The following is a 19,183-nucleotide window of genomic DNA, read 5'->3' on the forward strand; positions in this document are numbered from 1 at the left end:
CACAGAAAGCGTCACTTCGGTCATGGCATTCGGTTTCTCTCGACCGAAGTGCCCGCAGCCCACCACGTCTACGCAATGTGGAGGGTCAAGTGCGGGGATCGAGCCGCCCCAAGAACCATCCCCATGACCACGCGATTCTTCTTCTAGGACTTCGACTTCCCACAGAGATCGCTGTAGATCCCAAACGCTTGTTGCCAAGCAAACGGCTAGTTTCACGGCAGTTATCGATTTGCCAGAGAGGCCACATGAAGAACCCCCACGCCGATACCCCTGCTGCGATCTTTCTAAGACGTCAGATCGAGTTGCTCAACCACCGCAAGTCCCAGAAGGAGATCGCCCATCAAGCTGGTTTCGTGAATGCGAACATGATCAGTCTCTTGAAGAACGGCGCCAGCAAGCTGCCACTTGACCGGGTTCCAGACTTGGCGCGCGCCATGGAAGTGGATCCGGCGCATCTGATGAGGCTCGCTTTGGAGCAAAGCATTGGAAAGACCGCCGCCCTATCGGTCCTCGAGGTCTTCGGAACCCCGACGAGTGCGAACGAAAGGCTCTGGCTGGCCGAAATCCGCGAGGCTTCGGGCGATACTGACCCCAAACTGACCGCTCGCTCTAGGACGGCGTTGCGGGCAATCTTCGGAAAGTAGTGCAACGAGCCATGAGGACGGAACGGGTCGGACGAGTCCCATTCTTGGCGCACCTCAGGCGTCTGGAAGACTGGCGGTCGGTCCCTGCCCGTTCCACACTCGGCAAATACTTTGATCATCGATCAGATCAGACTTCCTCGAGGGCTGTTTGTTAAGCTTTTGGTCACCAGTCCTTTTGGAGATCGGTCGGAACCAACGCGCAGGCATAGATCTACACATGGGAGTTAAACATGCAGGAAGGCAAGTCCACTAACAACGCGGAAGACGCGACTGGATTGGCCATCATCAAATCGGGAATTTCTCCCTCTGCACGACATCCACGCAGTTTGTCGGACAAGGTTGAGATCGAACGTCGCAAACAAATGCTGGCTATGCCTCACATGCTGCCTTTGAACGCATTCGTCGTGGACCTACGCAGGGACGGTCGAGGCTTCGTTCCGGACTTCGACCCACTGGACGGAGGTGCAGAAGCACGCATCCTGTTCCTTCTCGAGAAGCCCGGGCCCAAGACCGACCCGCGGAAGGGTGGATCGGGTTTCGTGTCTCGTGACAACAACGATGCAACCGCCGAGGCGATCTTCCGCTTCATGGCGATCGCTGGTCTACGCCGAGAGGATACCGTGATCTGGAACACCGTTCCCTGGTGGGACCAGACCATCAGCATCAAGAGCGCTGCTTGGAAGGAGGGGCTTGAGCACCTTCATGACCTCACGCGGATTTTGCCCAACCTTAGGTCCGTAGTCCTCGTAGGCGCCAAGGCTGGCCGTGCCGGGTCCTTCTTCGAAGAACAAGGCTACAGGGTATGGTATTCGGCTCATCCCTCTGGGCGTGTCCGGGCTGCCTATCCCGCACTCTACCAAGCGATCCCCAAGGTTTGGAAGGAAGCCGCAAACAACGTCGGCGCACCCACCGGCAAATGAGACGCAGGTAGTCGTCGAGTTGCTCGTCCTCGCCGCTTATCAGAATTCCAACGCGGTCCCGGCTCGGGCCACGGCAATACTCGGGTATACTCGCGCTATCTGACCTCGGCGAGCACGTGTCGGCACGAATCACTTTTCACATCGGCTTGGCAGATAGGCGGGCCAGCCAAGGAACAGCAGCCAGTTTCTTTTGACGTAAGGTCATCTTGGGGTCATAACCGGTATCAGAATGGCCATCATAAAAAACGCTAAGCCATTGAAATTTATAAATACACAGGGAGTTCAATTCTCTCTCACAGCACCAGTTTTTCCCACGAAACTGATCTGACCCAAGCTGCGGATTTCTGCGGTTTTTTTATGTTTGATACGGAAAAGGCGGGCTGGTTTCCCGGCCCGCCTTTCATCATGTCAATCGCTATCCGATCCGGTCAATCCGCGCGGCCCTTTGCCAGCGCGGATGGCGTCACCATCTTGCGCTGCCACAGGAACAGCGCCACCGCGACGGCCAGTCCGGCCACATCGCTGGCCCATCCGACGGCGATCATCGACAGCGCGGCCCCGATCAGCACGATCCGCATCCATCCGGCGGCATGGCCGAAGAAATAGCCGATCACCCCAGCCGACAGCAGGAACATCCCCAGAAGCGCGGTCATGGTGGCGTGGACGATGTCCAGAGTCTCGCCCTGCATCAGCAACTCGTGCGACCCGAAGAACATGAAGGGCACGATGAAGGCGGCAAGGCCCAACTTGAACGCCTCGACCGAGGTCTTCATCGGGTCCGACCCCGCAAGCCCCGCACCCGCATAGGCGGCCAGCGCGACGGGCGGCGTGATGGCCGACATGACGGCATAGTAGAAGACGAAGAAATGCGCGACCAGCACTGGCACGCCCAGCTGGATCAGACCCGGCGCCACGACCGCCGCAGCCACCGCATAGGCCGCCGTCGTGGGCATGCCCATCCCCAGGATGATCGAGATGCACATCGCAAAGAACATCGCCAGCAACTGGTTCTGATCGGCAATCGTCAGCAGCAGCGCCGAAAAGCGCGCCCCCACCCCGGTCAGCGCGATGACGCCCACGATGACACCGGCGGCGGCACAGACGGCGACCATCTGGATCGACATCTTGGCGCCCATGTCCAGCGCCTTGAAGATCTGGCGCGGGCCCATCTTGTGGGGCGTCAGCCAGCTGACCATCGCGGCTGCGGCCATGCCCATCGCCCCCGCCCGGATCACCGAATAGCCCGCAAACAGGGTATAGATCAGGATGATGATCGGCAAAAACAGGTAGACCTGCTTGATCAGGTCACCGAAACGCGGCAGTTCCGACCGCGGCAGGCCCTTCATGTCCAGCTTCAGCGCCTGAAGATCGACCATGAAATAGACCGACACGAAATAAAGCAGCGCAGGAATGATCGCGGCGATGACGATGTCGGTATAGGGAATGCCCGTGACCTCGGCCATGATGAAGGCGCCCGCGCCCATGATCGGCGGCAGGATCTGCCCGCCCGAGGAGGCCGTCGCCTCGATTGCGGCCGATGATTTGGGGGAATAGCCGACCTTCTTCATCAGCGGGATGGTCAGCGATCCGGTCGACACGACGTTGCCCGCCGAGGTGCCGTTGATCATGCCCATCAGGCCGGATGCAAAGACCGCGACCTTGGCCGGACCGCCGCGCGCCTGGCCGGCGCAGGCAAAGGCGAAGTTCACGAAATAATCGCCCACGCGCGAAGCCTGCAGGAAAGCCGCAAAGACGATGAACAGGATGATATAGGTCGAACTGACCGCGATCGGGTCGCCCAGCACGCCTTGGTCGGTAAAGATATAGGTGAAGAACCGCGTCGCCGTATAGCCACGATGGTTCAGGAAACCGGGCAGCCAAGGCCCAAGGAAGCTGTAGGCAATGAAGACGCCGACGATGGCCACCAGCGCCAGCCCCGTCAGGCGGCGCGTCAGTTCCAGGATCAGCATCACGCCCGTAACGGCCGCCCACAGATCGCCCGGCTGCGCCATGCCCGTGCCCGCCCGCATCCGCAAGGCGCCGACGACGAACAAGATATAGCCAAGGACCGCGACCGAGGCGAAGCACAGCAGCAGGTCGCCCGCATAGATGCGCGCCCTGTCGCGCGACGAAAAGCGCCAGCCCGCGACGATGGCCGCGACCGTGCCGATCGCCAGCGGCAGGCCATAGGTGGCGAAACCGAAGGCCGGGGGACGGGCCACGCCGGCCACCCACCATGCCAGCCAGGCATAGGCGATGATGACGAAACCGTAGCCGATGCCAAGCGCACCGACGCCCAGCAGCGCCAGTTCGACCGGGCCGCGCTTGGCGGCGGGGGCGGTTTCGTCGGTCTGGGTCAGGGCGGAATAGGTCAGGAAACCGATGACCAGGCCGCCGCAGACATGGATCATGCGATAGGCCCATGTCTCGAGCGGATAGACGACCATGACGGTCAGGTGAAAGACGGTATAGGCGGCGCAAAGAACGGCGATGATCAGGCCCGCACGGGCGCGGGCGTCGCGCTGGTTTGGGGCCATCGGTTCGTCATCGACGCCTTGCGCGATGACGGGGCCGTTCTGCGCCATATGGGCATCAGGTGCGGACATGGGGAAACCTCGGGTCCGGCGGACGGCGAGATCAAGCCCCGCGGCCGCTCCGGAATGGGGGGGAAGGGAAAGGTGCCCCGACGCCATCTGCGGGCGTCGGGGCGGCGGGCATCAGCCGCGCAGGTCGTCGGTGATCTCGATCCCCTTTTCGTCAAAATACTTCACCGCGCCGGGGTGGAACGGCAGGAAGGTGTTCTTGTCGGCGTTTTCCGGCAGCGTCTCGGCGGATGTTGCGTGGATCTGCATCATCGCCGCGTTGTCCTCCATCACCAGCTTGGTGATCTCATAGGCCAGGCTCTCGGGCATGTCGGCATGGGCGATGGCAAAGTTCCACATCGCGACGGTGCCGTGACCTTCGGGGAAGCCCTGATACATGCCGCCATCGACCTCGAAGGCTGCGACTTCGGGCATCGCCTCCAGGATCTTGCTGCGCTGTTCCTCGGTGAAGCCAAAGATGTTGACCTCGTTTTCCGCGGCGATCTGGGCGAAGGCGGAAATCGGAACGCCGGCGGCAAAGGCGAAGGCGTCGATCAGGCCGTCCTTGACCTGGCCCGTCGCGTCATTCGCGCCCGAGAAGCTGATGGTGGGTTCCACGCCCAGCACCTCGAAGAAACGCGGCCAATAGGTCGCCGCCGTGCCGCCTGCGGGGCCGACCGAAACGCGCTTGCCGTCCATGTCCGCGACATCGGCCACGCCCGAGGATTTCAGCGCCACCGCCTCGAACGGGGTCTGATACATCGGGAACAATGCGCGCATCGACGAATGCTCGACGCCCGGTGCCAGTTCGCTGTTGCCCGACCAGGCCTCGTATGCGGGGCCCATGGTAACCAGGCCGACCTGATGGTCGCCGGTTTCCACCAGCGTCGCGTTCTGGACCGGACCGCCCGTCACCTCGGCCGAGGCGTTGACGCCCAGCTTCTGGGTGATCAGGCCGGCCAGACCGGTGCCATAGATGAAATAGGTGCCGCCCTGGCTGGCCGTGCCGATCGTCAGGCTGGAGGGCCAGTCGGCACGGTCCTCTTGCGCGAAGGCGGGCTGCAGGGTCAGGGCGGTGGTGGCCGCAAGGGCGGCTGCTGTCAGGAAACGCATCGAAATCCTCCCAGATTCTTGGCGAATGGCCGGGTGACCGGCCCATAAGACGTGCGAACAGCTAACGGGCGCCATGCCGTTCGCGCAATGCCGCCATGCATCGTGCGCAGGATAAAATGCCGCATCCGGGGACGCGATGGGTGGAAACGGTAACATCACGCCCGCGCGATGGGTGGATTTCCTCCCACGTCACGGATCGCCATCGACATAATGGGTCTTGTCGATCCGGTATTTCTGCATCTTTTCATACAGCGATTTGCGCGACAGCCCCAAGGATTCATAGACCGGCTTCAGCCGCCCCCCATGCGCCGCCAGCGTCGCCACAATCACATCGCGTTCGAACATCGCGACCCGGTGGGCCAGCCGCATCTGGTCGGGGCTGCGATCTTCGGCGGGTTGCAGGGCGATGCCAAGCGCGTGCCGATCGGCGGCGTTGCGCAATTCGCGAACATTGCCAGGCCAGGGACGCTCGACGATTTCGGCCAGCAGGTTCGGGGGGACGGCGACGGCGGGGCGGCGGTGGCGGGCGGCGGCTTCCTGCACCAGCTTGATGAACAGCAGCTGGATATCCTCGCGCCGTGCCGACAGGGGCGGCACGTTCAGCGTCACCACGTTCAGGCGATAAAGCAGGTCGGCGCGAAAGCGGCCCCGCGCGACCTCGTCGGCCAGGGGCTGGCGCGAGGTCGCGATGAAGCGCACGTCCAGCACCCGGTCCTCGTTCGACCCAAGGGGAGAGATGACGCGATCCTGCACCACTCGCAGCAGCTTGCCCTGCACGTCCAAGGGCATCGACCCGATCTCGTCCAGCAGGATGGTGCCGCCGCGGGCATGTTCGAACTTGCCATAGCGCGGGCGCAGCGCGCCGGGAAAGGCGCCGGCCTCATGGCCGAACAGCTCGCTCTCGATCAGCGAGGCCGGCAGCGAGGCGCAGTCGATGGCGATGAAGGGCTTGCCCGCACGGGGCGACAGGTCGTGCAGGGCGCGGGCGACGACCTCCTTGCCGGTGCCCGTCTCGCCCTCGATCAGCACGTCGGCCTCGGTCGGGCCGATGGTGCGCAACCGGCGGCGCAGGTCGATCATCACGTTCGACCGCCCCACCAGCCGGGTTTCCAGATCGTCCACCTGTCCCGCCGCTGCCCGCAGGACGCGGTTTTCCAGCACGACCCGGCGATAGCCCATGGCACGGGCGGCGATTTCCGCCAGCTGCTGGCCGTCAAAGGGCTTTTCGACAAAGTCATAGGCCCCCTCACGCATCGCCCTGACCGCCAGCTGGATGTCGCCATGCCCCGTCACCAGGATCACGGGGATGTCGGCATCGATGTCGCGGATGCGGCGCATCAGGGTCATGCCGTCCATGCCCGGCATGCGGATGTCGGTGATGACCACCCCGGCGAACCCGAAACCCACGCGGTCCAGCGCGGATTGGGCATCGGCCACATCCTCGACCTGGAACCCTTCCAGGTCGAGGGCCTGGGCGGTGGACAGGCGCATGTCGGCCTCGTCGTCGATCAGCAGAATGCGGCCCGCGCTCATGTCTTCTCCTGTTCCAAGGCGGGCAGGTCGATCACGAAACAGGCCCCCTGCCCGTCGCGCACCAGCCGCAATTCTCCCCCGAAATCCTTGATGATGTTGAACGAGATCGACAACCCCAAGCCCAGCCCGCTACCGACGCCCTTGGTGGAAAAGAACGGGTCGAAGACGCGGTCGTCCAGCCCTTCGGGAACACCGGGGCCGTTGTCGCGGACGGTGACGCTGACCCGCCCCCCGCCCGCGCGCGCCGTGATGTCGATCCGCGCATCGGGCCGGTCGTCCAGCGCGTCCAGCGCATTCGACAGCAGGTTCACGATCACCTGCTGGAACCGCACCGGCCCGGCCATGACGCAAAGCGGCTGCGGCGGCAGATCCAAGTTCAGCGCCACCTGACGCTTGCCGATGCGCCAGGCGATCACCTCCAGCGCGTCGCGCATGACATCGTGCAGATCCACGGGGCGCAACTGGGCGTTGGGCTTGCGGGCGAAATTGCGCAGGGTGCGACCGATTTCCGTCATGCGGTCGGTCAGGGACAGGATGCGGGCCAGGTTGGCGCGCGTGTCCTGGGGCCGGTCGCGGTCCAGATAGGTCACGGCATTGGCGGCGAAATTGCGCACCGCGCCCAAGGGCTGGTTCAGTTCATGCGACAGCGCCGCCGACATCTGGCCAAGGGCTGCCAGCTTGGCCGATTGCACCAGATGGCGTTGGGTGCGGCGCAACTCATCCTCGGTGGCGCGGCGTTCGGTGATCTCGGCGCTCAGGCGGTCGTTCAGCTGGGCCAGCTCGCGGGTTCGGGCCTTGACGCGCCCCTCCAGCTGGGCCTGCGCCTCGGCCTGGATCGACAGGCGTTCCCGCAGGCGGGCGCGACGCTGCATCCAGGCGATCACCCCCGCCAGCACCGCCCCCACGATCAACATCGCCGCCACAGCCCCCTGCAGCGCCTGCCGGCGGGCGGGGGCCGTGTCCAGCAGGACCTGCACCGTCCAGCCCGCCTCGGGCATGGTTTCCGACACGGACACGAATTCGCGCCGGTCGTCGCCCGCCTCCAGCCGCAGCATCTGGTGCCCGCTGACCCGGCCGGTCCGCGCCAGCGGCAGCATGTCCAGCGGCTCGTCGTCATAGCGCCGGGTGGCGGCGATCCGCGCGCGGGCCTGCGCCCCCAACGCCCCCAGCGACCGGAACTGCCAGTCGCGTCGGCTGGCCAGAAAGACGATGCCTTCGCTGTCGGTCACGATCATCTCGTATTCGGCGGCGCGCCAGCTGTCCTCGATGGCATCGACATCGACCTTCAGCGCCAGCACGCCAAGAATGCGCCCGCGGTCGCGTACCGGTGCCGCAAAGTAATAACCGCGCTTGCCCGAAGTCGTCCCAAGCGCAAAGAACTGCCCGCGCCCGCCTGCCAGCGCCTGCGTGAAATAGGGGCGATAGGCGAAACTTTGGCCGACGAAACTCAGGTCGCGGTCGAAATTGCTGGCCGCCACCGTCATGCCCTGCGCGTCCATGACATAGGCATCCGACAGCCCCATCAGCCGCGTGACATGGCGCAGATAGAGGTTCGCCGCCGCGACCTCGGCGGGGGCGGCATCGGGATGCAGGGCGTTCGACAGGACGGGTGCGCGCGCCAACAGGTCGGGCAGGCGTTCATAACGCGCCAATTCGCCGCGCAAGCCAGACACCGCCAGCCGCAGGATGTTCTCGCCCTGCGGGATGGTGGCCTTGATGTGCTGACCCGCCAGCCAGCTGCCGCCCTGCACCAGCAGCGCCCAGGCCAGAATCAGCGCCAGCCCCAGCGCCGCAAGCCCGCGCCGTCCCAGCCGAGTTGCGGCCTGCCCCATGATCCCCCCTGCCGCCCTTGCATGCGCGGGCCATCTTTGTGCGGCGGGCGGGCGGGGGCAAGCCCCGGTCTTGTCACAGGGAACGGCGCGTGGAACATCTGAGGGGCAACAACAAGGCCGCGCCATGACCCAGACCACCACCCTGCCCGACCTGCTGGACCGACTTGCCGAACTGGCCCGGTCTGACCGACGCCAGCTTGTGGCACTGGTCGGGCCTCCGGGTGCGGGCAAAAGCCATGTCTCGGATGCCTTGGCGGCGGGACTGGCCGAACGGGTGCCGGGGCGGGCGGCCATCTTGCCGATGGACGGCTATCACCTGGATGACGGGCTGTTGGCAGCGCGGGGCGACCTGGCGCGCAAGGGGGCGCCCCATACCTTCGATCTGGACGGGTTTTCGGTCATGCTGGACAGGCTGGCCGCCGATGCCGGGCGGCCGGTGCTGGTGCCGGTCTTTGACCGCGCCTTGGAAATCTCACGCGCGGGGGCGCGTGAGATCGACCCGGCCGCGCGCCTGATCGTGGTCGAGGGCAACTATCTGCTGCTGGACCGGCCGGGCTGGCGCGACCTGTCGCGGCATTTCGCGCTGACGGTCTTTCTGCAGGTCCCGCAACCGGTTCTTCGCGACCGCCTGCTGGCCCGCTGGAAGGACCTGCCGCCCGAGGTGGCCCTGACCAAGGTCGAGGAGAACGACCTGCCGAACATGCGGCTTGTCTGCGCCGAAAGCCGTCCAGCCGATCTGGTCCTGGACAACATCTGAAGACACGCCATCGGCAAAGGGCCGCCCCCGCCGGGAACGGCCTATCGCCATGGGTATCGGCGATCAGCGCGCGGTTTCGCGCATGACCTCGCCCTCGGGGCTCAGCTGCAGCATGACCTCTTCGCCGTCGGGATTGGTGGCCGAAACGGCAGCACCCGGACCCTTGCGGCGGAATTTGCCAAGATCAGTATAGCCGGCCTCGGTCAGGCTGGTCGTCACGGCATCCATATCCATCAGGGCTTCGTCGCCCTTCATCATGCCGCGATCGTCGTGACGGGGACCGCGGGCGTGGTCGTCATGCTTGCCGCCATGCTTTCCGGGTCCGCGATGTTCGCCGGGACCGCCATGCCCGCCGCGACCCATGCGGTCGCCATGCATCCGGTGATCGCCGCGATCATCATCGCCGCGGCCAAAGCGCAGCAGGTTGCCGTCCATGTCGAACTGCGCGCGCAGATCCTCGCCATCTGCATCCTCGCCGCCGATCATCACACGGTCGCTGCCCGACATGACATGGTCGATGACCGCGAATTGGGCGGCGATGTCGGAATCACGCACGGTCTGGGGCAGCAGCGTCGCGACGATGTCCTGCGGGACGGCGGTATCATCAGTGGCGATGCCGGTCAGCTTGCCCGTCAGGTCGAACATCAGATGCAGTTCCTCGCCGTCCTTGTCCTCGCCCTTCAGGCCCAGCATGTCGCCGCGGCTGTGCAGTTCCTCGATCCGGGTCAGCAGGTCGAAGGCTTCGGCATTGCGGATCTCGGCGGGGACGGCGGCGTCCAACACGGTGGCGGGAACGACCCCGTCATCGGCTTCGAACATCATCAGCGTGCCATCGCGGTCGAACAGGGCCTCGATCTCGGTGCCGTCGGCCATCTCGCCTTCATAGCGCATGTGCCCGCCGCGGGCTGTTTCCGTTTCCACGTTCTGCAGGTCAAGGCCCTGCAGCACGTCGGGCATCTGTTCGGCGGCCGGTGCGTCCTGTGCCTGGGCTGCGGACACCATGGTCAACATGGGCGCGCCTGCGACCAGTGCGATCAGCGCGGCCGAGGATGCGAGTTTGCTCAGCGTCATGTCAGTCTCCTATCGTCTTCTTGCGACCGGCTGTTCCGGCCTTGGACGAATCACGTCTAGCAGGGGATTGCCGAATGAAACGCCAACGCGCCATTTGGTTTCCATTTCGCTTGGCACGGTCATAATCGCCCGATGATCCGTGCCCTGACCCTTGTGATTCTGACCCTTTTGCCGGCGACGGCCCTGCCCCGACCCGGGGTCGCGGATGACATGCACCCGTTCTGGGCATCCCCGCCGCAGGCCGATTTCCGCCCCCTTCCCCCCCGGCAGGTGGTGCGGGTGGTGACGGGGCGCTATGCCGGGCGCCCGATCGCCGTTGAACTGGTCCCGCCCTTTCCCCATGAACAGGACCGGGGCATAGAGCTGGTCTATCAGGTGCGCCTGCTGACCGAGGCGCGCAACCTGCTGGACATCCGGCTGGATGCCCGCGACGGGCGCTTTCTGGACGTGGCGGGCCACGGTCAATTGCAGGCAAGGCGCCCTGCCGCGAAATGATGAGGACGACCCCATGCGTGCTTTGATCGTCGAGGATGACCCGACGCTGGCCGAACAGCTGTCCCAGGCGATGATCGCCGCGGGCTTTGTCACCGACATGGCGCATGACGGCGAACAGGGTGAATTCCTGGGCGCGACGGAAACTTATGACGTGGCCATTTTGGATCTGGGCCTGCCCACCCTGTCGGGGATCGACGTCCTGACGCGCTGGCGCGACCAGGGGGTGGCGATGCCGGTCCTGATCCTGACCGCGCGCGGTGACTGGACCGACAAGGTGGCAGGCTTTCGCGCCGGTGCCGACGATTATGCCGTCAAACCCTTCCGTCTGGAGGAGGTCGTGCTGCGCGCGCAGGCGCTGATCCGTCGCTCGGCGGGCCATGCGCGGCCCATCATCCAGGCGGGCAAGCTGCGGCTGGACAGCCAGCTGGGCGTCATCACCCATGACGGATCGCCCCTGAAACTGACCGCCTTCGAGGCGCGCATCCTGACCTATCTGATCCACCACCACGACCGCATCGTCAGCCGCACCGAACTCTCGGATCATCTCTATGAGGCCGAGACCGACCGCGATTTCAAATCCATCGAGGTGGTCATCGGCCGCCTGCGCCGGAAGGTCGGCGACGGCGTCATCCAGACCCGGCGGGGCGAAGGCTATGTCCTGCGGACTGCTGCATGATGCAATCGATCCGGGGACGCCTGCTGGCGCTGGCGGCGGTGTGGCTGGGCGTGGCGCTGTTGGGGGCGTTCCTGCTGATATCGTCGCTGCTGAATGATTTCGTCACCGACCGCTTCGACGCTGAGGCCGCCGCCATCGCCGACAGCCTGATCGGAGAGCTGGAGGTCGAGGATGGACGCGTCGGGCTGGACGATACCCCCGTTGACGCGCGTTTCTGGCTGCCGCTCTCGGGCTGGTACTGGCAGGTCGAGGCGGGCGATGCGCTGGTCGAGCGGTCGGATTCACTGCTGGACGGTCGGCTGTCGGGGCCTGCGGGCGATTTCACCGGGGGTGCGGGGCGCGACGCCGACGGCGCGGGCCTGCGTATCCTGCGCCGACAGGTCACGGTCCCCGACAGCGACGCGCCCATCGCCATCACCGTCACCGCGCCGATGGCGCAGATCCGCGACAGCCTGCGTCACATCATCCGTCCCCTGGCCGCCGCGCTGGCGGTGCTGGGGTTGGGGCTGGCTGCGGCCAGCCTGATCCAGGTGACGGCGGGGCTGAAAAGCCTGGCGCGCCTGCGGGTCGATCTGGCCCGCGTGCGGGCGGGCGATGCGCCGCGCCTGGCCATGCCCGACGTCACCGAACTGCGCCCCCTGGCGTCCGAGATCAACGCCGCGCTGGACCAGAACGCTGCGCTGCTGTCCCGGTCCCGACAGCATCTGGGCAACTTGGCCCATTCGCTGAAGACGCCGCTGGCGGCGCTGTCGAACGACCTGCCTGCGGATCATGCGGGCCAAGCGCTGATCGCGCGGATGGACCGGCTGATCGGCTGGCACCTGCGCCGCGCGCGTCAGCAGGGCGGCCGTGTCCTGGGCCAGCAGACGCCCATCGTGCCGGTGATCGAGGACATCCTGCTGGTTCTGCGCTGGCCGATGCTGGACAAGGGCATCACCGCGCACATCGATTGCCCGCCCGACGCCGCCTTTCCCGCCGAACGGCAGGACCTTGAGGAGATGATCGGCAACCTGTGCGAAAACGCCGTCAAATGGGGGCGCAGCCGGATGCGGATCAGCGTCGTGACGGGTGCGACCCTGCGCCTGACGATCGAGGATGACGGGCCGGGCCTTGCCCCCGACCAGGCGCCCAAAGCCTTGGCGCGCGGCGGTCGGCTGGATGAACAGGGGCCGTCCGGCGCCGGTTTGGGCCTGGCCATCGTCGCCGATCTGGCGGCTCTGCACGGCGGCGAACTGCGTCTGGAACGGTCGGAACTGGGCGGGCTTGCCGCCATCGTGGACCTGCCTGCCTGAAATATCCGCAAACCCTGCGCGGCATAATTTTACCATTTGATAAAAAATCGGACCTGTGCCAGCCTGATTTGACCAACAGGTGAGCCAGGAGACGAAAATGTCCCAAGCAAGACTGTCGCCCGGTGTCGTGCCGGGTCGACTGACCCCCGAACAGATGGCCGCGAATTTCGTCGATGTCGCGCCTCCTCTGGACCGGCACGAGGCGCATGTCGCCGCCGACCGGTGCTATTTCTGCCATGACGCGCCCTGCATCACGGCCTGCCCGACCTCGATCGACATTCCGCTGTTCATCCGGCAGATCGCGACGGGCACGCCCGATGCCGCCGCCATGACGATCTTTCACGCCAACATCCTTGGCGGCATGTGCGCCCGCGTCTGTCCCACGGAAAACCTGTGCGAAGGCGCCTGCGTCCGGGAAACCGCCGAAGGCAAGCCCGTCCAGATCGGCGCGCTGCAACGCTATGCCACCGACGGGCTGATGGCGCAGGAAGGCCACCCCTTCACCCGCGCCGAAGCCACCGGCAAGCGTGTCGCCGTTGTGGGTGCCGGTCCCGCCGGTCTGTCGGCCGCGCATCGTCTGGCCGCCAAGGGCCATGACGTCACCATCTTCGAGGCCCGCCCCAAGCCCGGCGGCCTGAACGAATACGGCATCGCCAGCTACAAGGCCGTGGACGGTTTCGCCCAGGCCGAGGTCGACTGGCTGCTGGGCATTGGCGGCATCACCATCAAAAACGACCAGGCGCTTGGCCGGCAGATCACGCTGGAAACTCTGCAGGCCGATTACGACGCGGTTTTCCTGGGCATGGGCCTGGGCGGCGTCAACGCCCTGCGCGCCACGGGCGAGGATCGCCAGCATGTCACCGACGCGGTCAGCTTCATCCGCGACCTGCGGCAGGCGACCGACCTGGCCACCCTGCCCGTCGGGCGCGACGTGGTGGTGATCGGCGGCGGTATGACGGCGGTCGATGCGGCCGTGCAGGCGAAACTGCTGGGGGCGGAAAACGTCACCATCGTCTATCGCCGCGGCCAGGACCGCATGGGCGCCAGCCGCCACGAACAGGATCACGCCACCGCATCCGGCGTGCGCCTGATCTGCAACGCCGCCCCCGTGGCCATCCACGGCAACGGCGCCGTGGCCGAGATCGAGTTCTGCTATACCGCCAGCGGCCCGGACGGGCTGACCATGACCGAGGACCGGTTCCGCCTGAAGGCCGACCAGGTCTTTCGTGCCATCGGCCAGACCCTGGACGGCACGCCCGAAACGATCATGCTGGAGGGCGGCAAGATCGCCGTCACCGGCCCCGGTCGCACCAGCATCGACGGTGTCTGGGCGGGTGGCGATTGTACGGCGGATGGCGATGACCTGACGGTGACCGCCGTGGCCCAAGGCCGCGACGCCGCCGAAGACATCGATGCCCACCTGACCGGTCGCCCCGTCAGCATCCCGGGCTGAGGCCCATCCCATCCGCGCATGAATAAGGACGCTGAACATGGCAGATCTGCGCAGTAATTTCATCGGGATCAAATCCCCGAACCCGTTCTGGCTGGCCTCGGCCCCGCCCACCGACAAGGAATACAACGTCCGCCGCGCCTTCCAGGCGGGCTGGGGCGGGGTCGTGTGGAAGACGCTGGGGTCCGAAGGCCCGCCCGTCGTCAACGTCAACGGCCCCCGCTATGGCGTGATCCACGGCGCCGACCGCCGCGTGCTGGGCATCAACAACATCGAGCTGATCACCGATCGCCCGCTGGAGGTGAACCTGCGCGAGATCAAGTCGGTCAAGCGCGACTATCCCGACCGCGCGCTGATCATCAGCCTGATGGTGCCCTGCGACGAGGACAGCTGGCGCGACATCCTGACGAAGATCGAGGATACCGGCGCCGACGGGGTCGAGCTGAACTTCGGCTGTCCGCACGGCATGGCCGAGCGCGGCATGGGCGCCGCCGTGGGCCAAGTGCCCGAATATATCGAGATGGTCACGCGTTGGGTGAAAAAGCACAGCCGCATGCCCTGCATCGTCAAGTTGACCCCCAACATCACCGACGTGACCAAGCCCGCCGAGGCCGCGAAACGCGGCGGTGCGGATGCGGTCAGCCTGATCAACACGATCAACTCGATCACCTCGGTCGATCTGGACCTGTTCGCGCCCCAGCCCACCATCGACGGCAAGGGCAGCCATGGCGGCTATTGCGGCCCGGCGGTCAAGCCCATCGCGCTGAACATGGTGGCCGAGATCGCGCGCAACCCCGCCACCGCCGGCATTCCCATCAGCGGCATCGGTGGCGTCACCACATGGCGCGACGCGGCGGAATTCATGGCGCTTGGGGCGGGCAACGTTCAGGTCTGCACGGCGGCGATGACCTATGGCTTCAAGGTCGTGCAGGAGATGATCAGCGGGCTGCACGATTATCTGGACAGCCATGACATAGAAATGTCGGACCTGATCGGACGGGCGACGCCCAATGTCACCGACTGGCAGCACTTGAACCTGAACTATGTCACCAAGGCGGTGATCGACCAGGACGCCTGCATCAGCTGCGGCCGCTGCTATGCCGCCTGCGAGGATACCAGCCACCAGGCCATCGCCATGAAACCCGGTCGCGTCTTCGAGGTGATCGAGGAGGAATGCGTCGCCTGCAACCTCTGCGTCGATGTATGCCCTGTTCAGGACTGCATCACCATGCGCGAGCTGGAGGTGGGCGAGATGGACAAGCGCACCGGCATCCCGCGCGGCGAATACGCCAATTGGACCACGCATCCGAACAACCCGATGGCCGCTCGGGCCGCGGAATAAGGAAGGGGGGCAGATCGCCCCCCTTTTTCACAACCCGTAGATGCCCTGGAACTTCTCTTCCAGATAGCTCAGCAGCGGTTCGGGGCTGATCGGCTGGCGCGCGGCCTCCTCGATCAGCTGCGCGGGCGGCAGCAGGCCGCCGTGACGCTGGACGTTCTCGCGCAGCCACTCGGTGCCCTGCGACGCGTCGCCCTGCGCGAGACCCGCATCCAGATCCGGCACATCGTTCCGCATCGCCTGGTTCAGGCAGCCCGCATAGACATTGCCCAAGGCATAGGTCGGGAAATAGCCGAACAGACCCACAGACCAATGGACATCCTGCAGGACGCCATTGGCAGGCCGGTCCACCGGCACGCCGAAATCGCGCAGGAAACGGCTGTTCCACGCCTCGACCAGATCCTCGGTATCCAGCCTTCCCGAGATCAGGTCGCGCTCAAGATCGAAACGCAGCATGACGTGCAGGTTGTACTGGACCTCATCGGATTCGGTGCGGATGAAGCCGGGGGTGACGCGGTTGACGGTGGCATGGAAGGCATCGGCATCGGCAATGTTCAGCCCGTCGAAGGCATGCGACATCCGGTCGAACAGCCAGCCGGTGAAGGCACGCCCCCGCCCCATCTGGTTTTCATAGATGCGGCTTTGGCTCTCATGCACACCCATCGACACGCCGCGCCCCAGGGGCGTGAAGGCGTAATCGGGGTCGATCCCCTGTTCATAGCTGGAATGCCCGACCTCGTGGATCGTGGAGTAGATGCAGTTGAACGGGTCCGTTTCCACGACGCGCGTGGTGATGCGGCTGTCCTGCCAACGTCCGCTGCTGAAGGGATGGACCGCCAGATCCATCCGCCCCCGCGTCCAATCGTATCCGAAGGCGCTGGCACAGCTGCGCGCCAGTCGCATCTGGGTTTCCTGAGGGAAATGGCCGGTCAGCGCCTGCGGCTGGCGTTCGGACCCCAGCACGTCGTCGCGCAGCGCCACCAGACGCGGGCGCATCTGGTCAAACAGGCTGGCCAGACGCGCGCCGGTCATGCCCGGTTCGTAATCCTCAAGCAGGGCATCATAGAGATCGCCGCCATCGGCCAGCGCGGCGGCTTCCTCACGCTTCAGCATCAGCACCTGGTCCAGCGTCGGCAGGAAATCGGCGGGGGCATCCTTGGCCCGCGCATCCGCCCAGATACTCTGCGCCAGCGATGTCAGCCGCGCCAGTTCGGATGCCAGCCGCGCCGGGATGCGGTTGGTGCGCGCGTAATCGCGGGCGATCAGGTCGACCGCCCGCTGGTCAGACGGGGTCACGGGTTCAGCGGCGTCCAGCCATTCGCCGATGCGTGGATCGGTGCGGCGTTCGTGCAGCACCTCCTCGATCGCGCCCATCTCCTCGGCGCGCTGTTCGGTGGCGCCGCGGGGCATCACGGTTTCCTGGTCCCAGCCCAGCCGTTCCGCGACCGAGGACAGCGCCTCGGTCTGGCGCTGGAAGGCAAGCAGATCGTCAAGCGCGCTCATCGCAGGGTCCCCCTGATGGATGTTTCAATCGGATAGCGGGCATGGTGACGCGCCCGCAGGATCAGCGAGAACAGCACCACCGCGCCGATCTGGTGCGACAGTGCCAGATCCAGCGGCGAGGCATGGATGACGTTCATGATGCCCAAGCCCACCTGCGCGGCCACCGCCACGATCATCACGGTGAAGGCGCCGCGCGTGACCTTGTGGGGCGATTTGCGCGACCGCAGCCAGACGACCACCGCGAAGATGGCGACCAGATAGCCGGTCATGCGGTGGATGAACTGCACCAGCGCGGGGTTCTCAAAGAAATTGCGCCACCCCAGCGTGCCGTCCCAGATGGCCGAAGGGATCCATTCCCCGCCCATGGTCGGCCAGCCGGTATAGGTCCGGCCCGCATCGATCCCCGCGACCAGCGCCCCGATCAGGATCTGCAGGAAGGTCAGGTGCAGCAGGCCGGTGGACATACCGAACAGCTTGGCCTCGCCCGCGCGTCGGGCGCGGATCAGCTCGGCCTCGGACCGCGACAATTGCAGGGCATACCACGCGATCAGGCCCAGGATGACGAAGGCGATGCCCAGATGGGTGGCCAGACGATAGGAGGCGACGCGGGTCATCCCCTCGACCAGGCCCGAACTGACCATCCACCAGCCGATGGCACCCTGCAGACCGCCAAGCGCACCCACCGCCAGCAGGCGCGATTTCCAGCCTGCGGGAATGCGGCCCGTCGCCCAGAAGAACAGGAAGCCCACGGCCCAGACCAGCCCGATCAGGCGGCCCAGCAGGCGGTGCGACCATTCCCACAGATAGATGTACTGAAATTCGCTCAGCGACATGCCGGCGTTGAGTTCGGTATATTGGGGGATCTGCTTGTAGGCCTCGAACTCGGACTGCCAATCGGCGTGGTTAAGGGGCGGAAGGGTGCCGGTGACGGGCGCCCATTCGGTGATCGAGAGGCCCGAACCGGTCAGCCGGGTCGCGCCGCCCAGCGCGATCATGGCCAGGACCATCGCGAACAGCACCATCAGCCACAGCCGGATGGCGCGGCGCGCGCCCTTGGGACGGGCATCGATCATGCCGGTGGTCTGGACGGGACGGCGGGCGGTCGGTTCCGAGACTTCCTGGAAGACGGGGCGCTTGGCCATCGCTTGCTCCTTTGCGTCGGGCAGAGGTTAGGGGGCGCCTATCGGCGGGTCAATTGGCGCAGCACGCCGTGCAGCATCCGCACGTCGCCACGCGTCAGGTTCAGCCGCGACCACATGTTGCGCATGCTCAGGCGCATGGATGCAGCCTTGGTTTCGGGAAAGAAGAACCCGGCCTTGGACAGCTGTTCGTCGTAATGGTCGCCCAGACGCTCGATCTCGATCCGGTCGGCCATGTCCTGTGCGTCGCTGCGCCGCAGGTGGGGATGGGGTTCGGGCGGCAGGATGTCGCGCCCGTATTCATAGCCCATCAGCAGCACCGCCTGCGCCAGGTTCAGCGACGGAAACTCCGGGTTGACCGGCACCGTCACGATGGCGTTCGCCCGCGCGATGTCGTCGTTTTCGAGGCCAGTGCGTTCGGGGCCAAAGATGATGGCGCTGCGGCCCGGATGGCTGCGCGCCTGTTCCATCGCGGTGGCGGGCGTGTGGACGGGCTTGGTCAGTTCGCGACCGCGCGCGGTGGTGGCATAGGCGTAATCGATGCCCTCCATCGCCTGCGCCAGCGTCGGATAGACCTTGGCCTGGTCCAGTACCCGCGCCGCTGCCCCCGAGGCCATCGCGACGGCCTTGGGATTGGGCCAACCGTCGCGCGGTTCGACCAGGCGCATCTCGGTGAAGCCGAAATTCAGCATGGCACGCGCGGCTGCGCCGATATTTTCACCCATTTGCGGGCGAACCAGAATAATGACGGGATGACGTTCGATTTGCATGGTCAGGCAGATAGTCCGTCTGGCGGCGCGCGGCAAGCTGCGCTATCTGCGACACAAAGGAGACACG

The 19,183-nt window shown here is 65.6% G+C and carries 16 protein-coding genes; 8 read left to right on the forward strand and 8 right to left on the reverse strand.

Annotated features, from left to right (window positions below; all coding sequences use genetic code 11):
• Window positions 1-245: 245 nt before the first annotated feature.
• Both DKT70_RS01340 and DKT70_RS01345 read left to right on the forward strand, forming a co-directional pair.
• Window positions 246-644: a helix-turn-helix transcriptional regulator gene (locus DKT70_RS01340; RefSeq protein ID WP_111557466.1), complete on the forward strand. Its 399-nt coding sequence runs from the start codon at window positions 246-248 to the stop codon at window positions 642-644.
• 230 nt (window positions 645-874) lie between these two features.
• Window positions 875-1,564 carry a uracil-DNA glycosylase gene (locus DKT70_RS01345; protein ID WP_111557467.1) on the forward strand — a complete coding sequence of 230 codons (690 nt, stop codon included), beginning with the start codon at window positions 875-877 and terminating at the stop codon, window positions 1,562-1,564.
• A 428-nt stretch (window positions 1,565-1,992) separates the two neighbouring features.
• On the opposite strand, the gene DKT70_RS01350 is transcribed toward DKT70_RS01345, so the two are convergent.
• From DKT70_RS01350 to DKT70_RS01365, 4 genes are all read right to left on the reverse strand, one after another.
• Complete coding sequence (locus DKT70_RS01350) at window positions 1,993-4,170, reverse strand: TRAP transporter permease (protein ID WP_111557468.1); 2,178 nt, start codon at window positions 4,168-4,170, stop codon at window positions 1,993-1,995.
• A 111-nt stretch (window positions 4,171-4,281) separates the two neighbouring features.
• Window positions 4,282-5,259: a TAXI family TRAP transporter solute-binding subunit gene (locus DKT70_RS01355; protein WP_111557469.1), complete on the reverse strand. Its 978-nt coding sequence runs from the start codon at window positions 5,257-5,259 to the stop codon at window positions 4,282-4,284.
• 189 nt (window positions 5,260-5,448) lie between these two features.
• The gene (locus DKT70_RS01360; protein ID WP_111557470.1) at window positions 5,449-6,792 is read right to left on the reverse strand and encodes a sigma-54-dependent transcriptional regulator; all 1,344 of its coding nucleotides are present in this window, start codon (window positions 6,790-6,792) and stop codon (window positions 5,449-5,451) included.
• Entirely contained in the window at window positions 6,789-8,624 is a 1,836-nt protein-coding gene (locus tag DKT70_RS01365; RefSeq protein ID WP_111557471.1) for a sensor histidine kinase, read from the reverse strand. Before DKT70_RS01365 ends, DKT70_RS01360 begins: the two co-directional genes overlap by 4 nt.
• Window positions 8,625-8,748: 124 nt before the next feature.
• On the opposite strand from DKT70_RS01365, the gene DKT70_RS01370 reads away from it, so the two are divergent.
• The gene (locus DKT70_RS01370) at window positions 8,749-9,381 is read left to right on the forward strand and encodes a nucleoside/nucleotide kinase family protein (protein WP_111557472.1); all 633 of its coding nucleotides are present in this window, start codon (window positions 8,749-8,751) and stop codon (window positions 9,379-9,381) included.
• 63 nt (window positions 9,382-9,444) lie between these two features.
• On the opposite strand, the gene DKT70_RS01375 is transcribed toward DKT70_RS01370, so the two are convergent.
• Window positions 9,445-10,452, reverse strand: a complete 1,008-nt coding sequence (locus tag DKT70_RS01375) for a hypothetical protein (RefSeq protein ID WP_111557473.1) — start codon at window positions 10,450-10,452, stop codon at window positions 9,445-9,447.
• A 132-nt stretch (window positions 10,453-10,584) separates the two neighbouring features.
• Between DKT70_RS01375 and DKT70_RS01380 the strand changes: the two genes are divergently transcribed.
• From DKT70_RS01380 to preA, 5 genes are all read left to right on the forward strand, one after another.
• Window positions 10,585-10,947 carry a PepSY domain-containing protein gene (locus tag DKT70_RS01380; RefSeq protein WP_233490367.1) on the forward strand — a complete coding sequence of 121 codons (363 nt, stop codon included), beginning with the start codon at window positions 10,585-10,587 and terminating at the stop codon, window positions 10,945-10,947.
• A gap of 13 nt (window positions 10,948-10,960) precedes the next feature.
• Complete coding sequence (locus tag DKT70_RS01385; protein ID WP_111557474.1) at window positions 10,961-11,623, forward strand: response regulator transcription factor; 663 nt, start codon at window positions 10,961-10,963, stop codon at window positions 11,621-11,623.
• The gene (locus DKT70_RS01390; protein WP_111557475.1) at window positions 11,620-12,915 is read left to right on the forward strand and encodes a sensor histidine kinase; all 1,296 of its coding nucleotides are present in this window, start codon (window positions 11,620-11,622) and stop codon (window positions 12,913-12,915) included. The genes DKT70_RS01385 and DKT70_RS01390 overlap by 4 nt, the downstream gene beginning before the upstream one ends.
• Window positions 12,916-13,012: 97 nt before the next feature.
• Window positions 13,013-14,368, forward strand: coding sequence for an NAD(P)-dependent oxidoreductase (locus tag DKT70_RS01395; protein ID WP_111557476.1), 1,356 nt, complete (start codon window positions 13,013-13,015; stop codon window positions 14,366-14,368).
• 37 nt (window positions 14,369-14,405) lie between these two features.
• On the forward strand, window positions 14,406-15,707 hold the full coding sequence (preA, locus tag DKT70_RS01400; protein WP_111557477.1) for an NAD-dependent dihydropyrimidine dehydrogenase subunit PreA: 1,302 nt from the start codon (window positions 14,406-14,408) through the stop codon (window positions 15,705-15,707).
• Window positions 15,708-15,734: 27 nt separating this feature from the next.
• Here preA and DKT70_RS01405 read toward each other — a convergent pair whose 3' ends face one another.
• From DKT70_RS01405 to DKT70_RS01415, 3 genes are read right to left on the reverse strand one after another with little or no spacing between them, the layout of a single operon-like run.
• Window positions 15,735-17,207, reverse strand: coding sequence for a carboxypeptidase M32 (locus tag DKT70_RS01405; RefSeq protein WP_111557478.1), 1,473 nt, complete (start codon window positions 17,205-17,207; stop codon window positions 15,735-15,737).
• The gene (ctaA, locus tag DKT70_RS01410) at window positions 17,204-18,349 is read right to left on the reverse strand and encodes a heme A synthase (RefSeq protein ID WP_111557479.1); all 1,146 of its coding nucleotides are present in this window, start codon (window positions 18,347-18,349) and stop codon (window positions 17,204-17,206) included. The genes DKT70_RS01405 and ctaA overlap by 4 nt, the downstream gene beginning before the upstream one ends.
• A gap of 38 nt (window positions 18,350-18,387) precedes the next feature.
• On the reverse strand, window positions 18,388-19,116 hold the full coding sequence (locus tag DKT70_RS01415) for an RNA methyltransferase (RefSeq protein ID WP_111557480.1): 729 nt from the start codon (window positions 19,114-19,116) through the stop codon (window positions 18,388-18,390).
• Window positions 19,117-19,183 lie beyond the last annotated feature (67 nt).

The sequence above is a fragment of the Paracoccus sediminilitoris genome (genome assembly GCF_003259195.1).
In the GTDB taxonomy this organism is placed as follows: Bacteria; Pseudomonadota; Alphaproteobacteria; order Rhodobacterales; family Rhodobacteraceae; genus Paracoccus; species Paracoccus sediminilitoris.

Coding starts and splice junctions, on each gene's coding strand:
- DKT70_RS01415 (WP_111557480.1), bottom strand. CDS start 19,116: ATGCAAATCGAACGTCATCCCGTCATTATTCTGGTTCGCCCGCAAATG.
- ctaA (WP_111557479.1), bottom strand. CDS start 18,349: ATGGCCAAGCGCCCCGTCTTCCAGGAAGTCTCGGAACCGACCGCCCGC.
- DKT70_RS01355 (WP_111557469.1), bottom strand. CDS start 5,259: ATGCGTTTCCTGACAGCAGCCGCCCTTGCGGCCACCACCGCCCTGACC.
- DKT70_RS01395 (WP_111557476.1), top strand. CDS start 13,013: ATGTCCCAAGCAAGACTGTCGCCCGGTGTCGTGCCGGGTCGACTGACC.
- DKT70_RS01370 (WP_111557472.1), top strand. CDS start 8,749: ATGACCCAGACCACCACCCTGCCCGACCTGCTGGACCGACTTGCCGAA.
- DKT70_RS01405 (WP_111557478.1), bottom strand. CDS start 17,207: ATGAGCGCGCTTGACGATCTGCTTGCCTTCCAGCGCCAGACCGAGGCG.
- DKT70_RS01375 (WP_111557473.1), bottom strand. CDS start 10,452: ATGACGCTGAGCAAACTCGCATCCTCGGCCGCGCTGATCGCACTGGTC.
- DKT70_RS01345 (WP_111557467.1), top strand. CDS start 875: ATGCAGGAAGGCAAGTCCACTAACAACGCGGAAGACGCGACTGGATTG.
- DKT70_RS01350 (WP_111557468.1), bottom strand. CDS start 4,170: ATGTCCGCACCTGATGCCCATATGGCGCAGAACGGCCCCGTCATCGCG.
- DKT70_RS01380 (WP_233490367.1), top strand. CDS start 10,585: ATGATCCGTGCCCTGACCCTTGTGATTCTGACCCTTTTGCCGGCGACG.
- DKT70_RS01340 (WP_111557466.1), top strand. CDS start 246: ATGAAGAACCCCCACGCCGATACCCCTGCTGCGATCTTTCTAAGACGT.
- preA (WP_111557477.1), top strand. CDS start 14,406: ATGGCAGATCTGCGCAGTAATTTCATCGGGATCAAATCCCCGAACCCG.
- DKT70_RS01390 (WP_111557475.1), top strand. CDS start 11,620: ATGATGCAATCGATCCGGGGACGCCTGCTGGCGCTGGCGGCGGTGTGG.
- DKT70_RS01365 (WP_111557471.1), bottom strand. CDS start 8,624: ATGGGGCAGGCCGCAACTCGGCTGGGACGGCGCGGGCTTGCGGCGCTG.
- DKT70_RS01360 (WP_111557470.1), bottom strand. CDS start 6,792: ATGAGCGCGGGCCGCATTCTGCTGATCGACGACGAGGCCGACATGCGC.
- DKT70_RS01385 (WP_111557474.1), top strand. CDS start 10,961: ATGCGTGCTTTGATCGTCGAGGATGACCCGACGCTGGCCGAACAGCTG.